This is a genomic window from Lyngbya sp. CCY1209, assembly GCF_035615495.1.
Classification (GTDB): domain Bacteria; phylum Cyanobacteriota; class Cyanobacteriia; order Cyanobacteriales; family Microcoleaceae; genus Limnospira.
In genome coordinates this window covers 1-290 of the sequence record NZ_JAJENU010000301.1, presented here as the reverse complement: position 1 = coordinate 290, position 290 = coordinate 1, and the positions used below count along the sequence as shown (strand labels likewise).

Sequence of the window (290 nt, the reverse complement as noted above, 5' to 3'; positions counted from 1 at the left end):
GTAGTGTCACGATGCGGAAACGCCAAATACAAAACGCTCAGAAAATACTACCGAACAGGTATGGCAAAACTGAGCAACGGGGACGAAAGGAAGGACAAGTGGATTTTCCAAACTAAGGACGGTCTACGACTCCAAAAACACGCCTGGACTCCCATTGTCTACCACACGTTGGTCAGACCAAACGCATCGACGTATGATGGAAATTGGATCTATTGGGCAACAAGGAGAGGGAAATCAGCAGAAATCCCAAACCGAGAAGCCAAACTGCTGAAATACCAGAAAGGCAAATG

1 pseudogene is annotated in these 290 nt (G+C 46.9%); it reads left to right on the top strand.

The window, feature by feature from the left end:
- Nucleotides 1-60: 60 nt before the first annotated feature.
- A pseudogene (locus tag LKE08_RS08740) lies at nucleotides 61-290 on the top strand (hypothetical protein); the annotation flags it as partial.